The 6133-nt window shown below is 53.9% G+C and carries 10 protein-coding genes; 5 read left to right on the top strand and 5 right to left on the bottom strand.

Translation table 11 applies throughout. From position 1 onward, the window contains the following. The coding region (locus QWY20_RS14830; protein WP_330129778.1) for a hypothetical protein at positions 1–219 on the top strand (219 nt) is incomplete at its 5' end. Between the two features lie 90 nt (positions 220–309). Next, positions 310–846, top strand: a complete 537-nt coding sequence (locus QWY20_RS14825; protein ID WP_330129777.1) for a gamma carbonic anhydrase family protein — start codon at positions 310–312, stop codon at positions 844–846. Here the strand turns inward: QWY20_RS14825 and QWY20_RS14820 are convergent. Continuing rightward, positions 843–1097 (bottom strand): DUF1488 domain-containing protein, encoded by a 255-nt coding sequence (locus tag QWY20_RS14820; protein ID WP_330129776.1) that lies wholly within the window; start codon positions 1095–1097, stop codon positions 843–845. The genes QWY20_RS14825 and QWY20_RS14820 overlap by 4 nt on opposite strands. Continuing rightward, the gene (aroE, locus tag QWY20_RS14815; protein ID WP_407935436.1) at positions 1094–1912 is read right to left on the bottom strand and encodes a shikimate dehydrogenase; all 819 of its coding nucleotides are present in this window, start codon (positions 1910–1912) and stop codon (positions 1094–1096) included. Before aroE ends, QWY20_RS14820 begins: the two co-directional genes overlap by 4 nt. Here aroE and QWY20_RS14810 point away from each other — a divergent pair. Next, on the top strand, positions 1911–2360 hold the full coding sequence (locus QWY20_RS14810) for a group II truncated hemoglobin (protein ID WP_407935435.1): 450 nt from the start codon (positions 1911–1913) through the stop codon (positions 2358–2360). The genes aroE and QWY20_RS14810 overlap by 2 nt on opposite strands. On the opposite strand, the gene hemF is transcribed toward QWY20_RS14810, so the two are convergent. Beyond that, positions 2350–3294: an oxygen-dependent coproporphyrinogen oxidase gene (hemF, locus tag QWY20_RS14805; RefSeq protein WP_330129774.1), complete on the bottom strand. Its 945-nt coding sequence runs from the start codon at positions 3292–3294 to the stop codon at positions 2350–2352. The genes QWY20_RS14810 and hemF overlap by 11 nt on opposite strands. 1 nt (position 3295) lies before the next feature. After that, entirely contained in the window at positions 3296–3859 is a 564-nt protein-coding gene (locus tag QWY20_RS14800; protein ID WP_330129773.1) for a Sua5/YciO/YrdC/YwlC family protein, read from the bottom strand. Positions 3860–3950: 91 nt separating this feature from the next. Between QWY20_RS14800 and purE the strand changes: the two genes are divergently transcribed. Then, the gene (gene purE / locus QWY20_RS14795; protein ID WP_330129772.1) at positions 3951–4439 is read left to right on the top strand and encodes a 5-(carboxyamino)imidazole ribonucleotide mutase; all 489 of its coding nucleotides are present in this window, start codon (positions 3951–3953) and stop codon (positions 4437–4439) included. Then, positions 4439–5578 carry a 5-(carboxyamino)imidazole ribonucleotide synthase gene (locus tag QWY20_RS14790; protein ID WP_330129771.1) on the top strand — a complete coding sequence of 380 codons (1140 nt, stop codon included), beginning with the start codon at positions 4439–4441 and terminating at the stop codon, positions 5576–5578. The genes purE and QWY20_RS14790 overlap by 1 nt, the downstream gene beginning before the upstream one ends. Here the strand turns inward: QWY20_RS14790 and QWY20_RS14785 are convergent. Continuing rightward, on the bottom strand, positions 5571–6125 hold the full coding sequence (locus QWY20_RS14785) for a DNA topoisomerase family protein (RefSeq protein WP_330129770.1): 555 nt from the start codon (positions 6123–6125) through the stop codon (positions 5571–5573). The genes QWY20_RS14790 and QWY20_RS14785 overlap by 8 nt on opposite strands. Between the last annotated feature and the right edge of the window lie 8 nt (positions 6126–6133).

Here is a 6133-nt window from a genome sequence, read left to right as displayed (position 1 = left end):
AGCAAACCGCTTCACTTCGCATCGCTTTTTGAGAGCTTTAGGCTCATCTCTAAGCGAGGGCGCCATTTTAGGGATTTAAAACGCGCTGTCAAGGCTGAATCTCAGCATTTACCGCACTTTTTTCATCCCGCTGCAGAGCGCTTGTTCGCTGTCCTGCTGGCGTGGGTCGGCATTATAGGGAGCTTTTACTGCCTTGCAAGCAGTTATTGGTTAAAATAGCTGTTTTCAATACTGTTCGCTTAAAGTTCGCCCGTTACGGGCATTTTAACGACAGCTGTTGCATACTAATGCAGCATAGGAGGATTTATCATGACAACTCGCTCATACCGCGACATCAGCCCAAGCTTTGACCACAGTGTTTATATTGATCCATCTGCCGTTATTGTTGGCGATGTGCAGCTGGCAGCAGATGTTAGCATCTGGCCACTGGTGGCGGCCCGCGGCGATGTCAATCGCATTCGCATTGGTGCCCGCACCAATGTGCAGGATGGCACCGTGCTGCATGTCACCCGTACCAGCCCAGGCAAACCCGAAGGCTCACCGCTTATTATTGGTGAGGATGTGACTGTTGGCCACAAGTGCATGCTGCATGGTTGCATCCTTGGCAATCGGATCCTGGTGGGCATGGGCGCAATAGTGATGGACGATGCGGTAGTAGAAGATGATGTGATCATTGGTGCTGGCAGCCTGGTACCACCGGGAAAGACCCTGCAATCTGGCTATCTGTACGTTGGCAGCCCGGTTAAGCAAGCCCGCCCGTTAACGGAAGCTGAGCGCGCCTTCTTAGCTGCATCCGCTAAAAATTATGTGTTATTAAAAGATGAGTATCTGGCAGAGCAGGCTTAGTATTTTACAGGAGCCGGCAGCCAGAACTCGCCGGCTTCATTCCAGCACTCCTCGGTAAGCGCCTGCTCGGCCACGTCTTCCCAATCAAAGGCAGCCGCTTTTACTTGCTTAAGCCAGGCATCAGCCGATACCTCACTGGGCCTGGCAATAAAGCCGGTCAAGCGAAGCCCTGCCAATAAGCAGCTAAAGCTGACGGCATCCTGCGCAGCGTTGAACACAAAATCATGATTAAAGATCAGCTGTTGATTCATGCCAGCGCCTTTTTTAATGCGGCGATTACTGGCTCAGTCGCAGGTGTTTTACCACGCCAGATGCGAAAGGCTTCTGCTGCCTGCCCGACCAGCATACCCAGCCCATCTGCCTGACGTGCCACCCCTTGCTGTGCACACCAGCGCAAAAAGGCGGTCGGCTCCTTGCCATAGAGCATGTCATAGGCAAAGGTGCAGCCCTTCAGTGCTTCCGCTGCAATCGCTGGCCGCTCTCCCGACAAACCGGACGAGGTGGCATTGATCACCAAAGAATAAGCCGCTGGTGGAATTTCCGTTAAAGCACAGCCAGACACCTTACTACCAAAGTGTTCTGCCAACAATTGCGCTTTGGCGGCGGTTCGATTGGCGATGGTAATGGATGCAACACCGGCTTGCAGCAAAGGCCCAATTACGCCGCGACTGGCGCCACCAGCGCCAAGCAGCAATACCTGCTGATCTTTTAGCGGTGCTTCAAGCCGCAACAAATCCTGTACCAGACCAGCACCATCGGTGTTGTCGCCACACAGTTGGCCGTGCTGATCAAAGTACAAGGTATTGACGGCACCAGCCTGCGCCGCCCGCTCGGTCAATTGCTCCGCCACAGCGAAGGCCTGCTCTTTAAAAGGAACCGTCACATTGCCACCACAGCCACCGGCGGCAACAAAAGCTTGCCAGCTCTCGGCAAAGCCATCCAGCGGTGCTAAAATCGCCTCGTACTGCATGGCCTCGGCACATTGCTGTGCAAAGAGCGCATGAATAAGCGGCGACTTAGAATGCGCAATCGGATGTCCAAATACAGCGTAACGGTCCACTTTCATGTCCATCAAACAAATCCTGCAGCAAGTATTTCATAAAAAACAACCTGAGCGCCAGCCAGAACACCCAACCCCGGAGCAAACACCTTATACCATCTTAGGTGGAGAAGCCGCAGTCCGCCGCCTGGCCAATCGCTTTTACGATGTGATGGAAACGGCACCAGAGGCGCGTGAGCTGTTGGCCATTCACCCCCAACCTTTGGATGCGATTCGGCAAAAGTTTTTTGAGTTCTTATCCGGTTGGCTGGGCGGCCCCGCCCTGTTTGAAGAAAAATACGGCCACCCCAGGCTGCGCGCCCGCCACCTGCCTTTTACCGTCAATCAACAGCTACGCGATCAGTGGATGTTTTGCATGAACCAGGCGCTGGACGAAGTCGTTGAGCAGCCAATGTTGCGCGAAGGGTTGCGCCAGTCGCTGGGGCAACTGGCGAGCCATATGATTAATTGTTAGGGCCTGTTGACCTAATCCCAAGCCAGTCTTGTGGCTTAAGATAACGCTCGTACAAAGCGGCTTCCGGGCTGCCAGGCTCTGGCTGGAAGCCGTATTGCCAACGCACCAGCGGTGGCATCGACATTAAAATGGACTCGGTACGGCCACCGCTTTGCAAACCAAACAAAGTACCGCGATCAAACACCAGATTAAATTCCACATAGCGGCCGCGGCGGTACAGCTGAAACTGCCGCTCGCGCTCGCCATAAGACATATCTTTGCGCCGCTTTACCAGTGGCAGGTAAGCAGGCAAAAAGGCCTCTCCGACTGCACGCATCAGCGCAAAGCTTTGCTCAAAGCCAGGCTCATTCAAATCGTCAAAAAACAAACCACCGACACCCCGGGTTTCACCCCGGTGCTTTAAGTAAAAATAATCATCGCACCATTTCTTGTAGCACGGATAATACTCCGCTCCGAACGGCTCGACCGCCGCCTTAGCAACCTGATGCCAATGCACCACATCGTCTTCGAAGGGATAAAAAGGTGTCAGATCAAAACCACCACCGAACCACCAGACCGGTGGCTCACCCGCTTTTTCGGCAATAAAAAAGCGCACATTGGCATGGGTGGTTGGCAGATAAGGATTGTTCGGGTGAATAACCAGTGACACACCACAGGCATGAAAACTGCGCCCGGCCAGTTCTGGCCGGTGTGCCGTCGCCGAAGCTGGCATCTGGGCACCATAGACATGCGAGTAATTAACCCCTGCCTGCTCAAACACAGCGCCGCCTGTCAGCACCCGACTGCGACCACCACCACCTTCAGCGCGCTGCCATGCATCCTCGACAAAATGGGCTTTGCCATCGGCCTGCTGCAATGCTTGACAGATGCTATCCTGCAATTGCTGTAAAAAGCCTTGTACTTCGGCCAGTTGCTGCTGACTGCTAGTTATCATCTTAACTCCTTAAAACCTGGCCACTCATGGCATCGCGGATCGGGCTGGGTTGGGCAGCACCACCCAAGTCACCAGCAACCAGTGCAGCAATACCATCACCTAATTGCCGCAACACTTCAGCGCTGTCGGTCAGTGCCGGATCACCGGCCCGGTTAGCGCTGGTGGAAACCAGTGGCATCGCCAGCGTCTGACACAACTCACGCACCACCGGATGGGAGCTGACCCGCACCGCAATGCTCGAATGCTGCCCGGTGATCCAGGCCGGTGCCTGAGCACTGGCCGGCAACACCCAGCTAATATGACCCGGCCAGCTGGAGAAGATTTCAGCCCGTCGCTCCAGCGGAATAGCACCGTCATCGACAAAGGGCAGCAACTGCGAGTAATCGGCTGCAATTAAAATCAACCCTTTTTCTACCGGTCTTTTTTTAATCTCCAGCAACCGCATAACGGCAGCTTCATTTTGTGGATCGCAGCCAAGGCCAAATACCGCCTCGGTTGGGTAGGCAATCACTTCGCCGGCCTGAATCAGCTCGACAGCCGCCTGAGTTGATACAATTTCAGCCATAGTCATTTCAGTAAAAATTTAATTCAGGGTCAGTTGTCGCTATAATAGCGCTTTCGCGTACTCACTTCATTCTATTCAGAAGGAAATACCAATGCTGGTTGGGATTATCATGGGCTCGACGTCGGACTGGCCGACCATGAAGCATGCGGCTGATATGCTGGATCATTTTGGCATCGCCTACGAAACCAAGGTGGTCTCTGCCCATCGCACACCACAACTGTTGGCCGATTATGCTTCCGGCGCCGCAAAACGTGGCCTGAAAGTGATTATTGCCGGTGCTGGCGGTGCAGCCCACCTGCCAGGGATGACTGCCGCCTTTACCAGCTTGCCCGTGCTGGGTGTGCCAGTGCAGTCCAAAGCACTGAAAGGGATCGACTCGCTGCTTTCCATCGTGCAAATGCCCAAAGGTGTAGCAGTAGGAACCCTGGCCATTGGCGATGCCGGTGCTGCCAATGCCGGTCTGCTTGCGGCCCAGGTACTGGCAACCCAAGACCCGGCACTGATGAAAAAAATTGACGCTTTCCGCCAGCAGCAAACTGATACGGTGTTAAGCCAGCCTGATCCGTCGGAGCTCTCCTGATGCGGGTACTGGTTCTTGGTGCTGGCCAACTGGCCAGAATGATGGCACTAGAAGCTATCCCGCTGAATATTGAAGTACAGGCCTTTGATGTACGCAGTGATCAGATTGTCGACCCGATCAATCAACAGGTGTTGGGTGAAGGTCTGCAACAAGCGCTGCGTGATGCCGATGTAGTGACCGCTGAGTTTGAACATATTCCCCAGGCGGTGCTGGAACCTTGTGAGCAAAGTGGGAAGTTCCTGCCTGGCAGTCGCGCCATTCTATCCGGTGGGGATCGCCGTATTGAGAAAGCTCTACTGCAACAAGCTGGAGTCGCCAGTGCCGCTTACGCGGAAATCCACAGCAAAGCCGAGCTGGAAGCGGCGGTAGAGCAACTTGGCCTGCCTCTGGTACTGAAAAGTGCACTTGAGGGCTATGATGGCAAAGGACAATGGCGCGTAAAGCAGATGGAGCAACTGGATGCGGTCTGGGCTGACATAGCGCAATTTTTGAAGCAAGCCTCAAAAAAAGCCAAACAAGGCATTGTAGCCGAACAATTTATTCCCTTTGATTATGAAGTCTCTCTGATCGGTGCCCGGGGCAAAGATGGTCAATGTGTCTATTACCCACTGACCGAGAACCATCATGTCAATGGTGTACTCAGTGTGTCACTACCACACTCGTCCCATCCACTGCAGGCTCAGGCAGAGCGCATGTTTCAGGCTATTGCCAATGAACTGGATTATGTCGGTGTACTGGCGATTGAGTTTTTTGCCGTTGGCGAACGTCTGCTGGTCAATGAACTCGCACCACGGGTGCATAATTCCGGTCACTGGAGCCAGCAAGGTGCAGATACCAGTCAGTTCGCCAATCACATCCGTGCGGTTTGCGACCTTCCGCTGGGTGATACTGCCTTGATGCGTCCGACCCTGATGGTCAACATTCTGGGGCTGGATCAGCTGCCTGATAGTGTATTGGGTATACCTGGCCTGCACCTGCACTGGTACGGCAAAGCGCCACGGCCTGGCCGGAAAATGGGCCATATCAACCTGGCTGCGGATTCGACCGATGAGCTGAGACGACGCTTTTCCCAGCTAATGACCTTGTTGCCAGCAGACGACTTCCCGGAACTGGCACAAATGCAAAGCCGTATTAGCTAGGCAGAGACGGCTGCTCGGCCTGACAGTTTTTGTCAGCGCAGAGCAACTTGTCGCCTTTTGCGGTTTGCTTACGCACCAATAGTGGGTAGCCGCAACACTGACAGCGGCCGGTAACAGGCTGCTCATTCAGTAAAAACTTGCATTTGGGGTAACGGTTGCAGCCATAAAAGTGCTTGCCGTATTTACTAATCCGCTCTACCAACTGGCCTTTGTTGCAAGCCGGGCAGTCGAACTGCTCGGTTTGCATGGCCTCTTCATGGACCACAAAGTCACACGTCGGGTAATTGCTACAGCCGATAAACATACCATAACGGCCATTTTTTACCGCCAGTGGTTGTCCACAGCTCGGGCAAGGCTCATGCGGTAATACTTTGACTACACTGTGCTCATGCTCGTGCAATGGTTTGAGGTAATGGCAAGTCGGGTAATTGCTGCAACCCATAAAAGGGCCGTTTTTGCCGGATTTGATCAGCAGTGGATGTTGGCATAAAGGACATTCGCCCTGGTGCTGAGGCAGTTTGAACAGCGGATCGGGGTGCGATGTCATGGCTCAGG

The organism is Alkalimonas cellulosilytica (genome assembly GCF_036325985.1).
Lineage (GTDB): Bacteria > Pseudomonadota > Gammaproteobacteria > Enterobacterales > Alteromonadaceae > Alkalimonas > Alkalimonas cellulosilytica.
The sequence above is the reverse complement of the archived record's forward strand: the minus strand, read 5'-3'. Positions and strand labels throughout refer to the sequence as shown.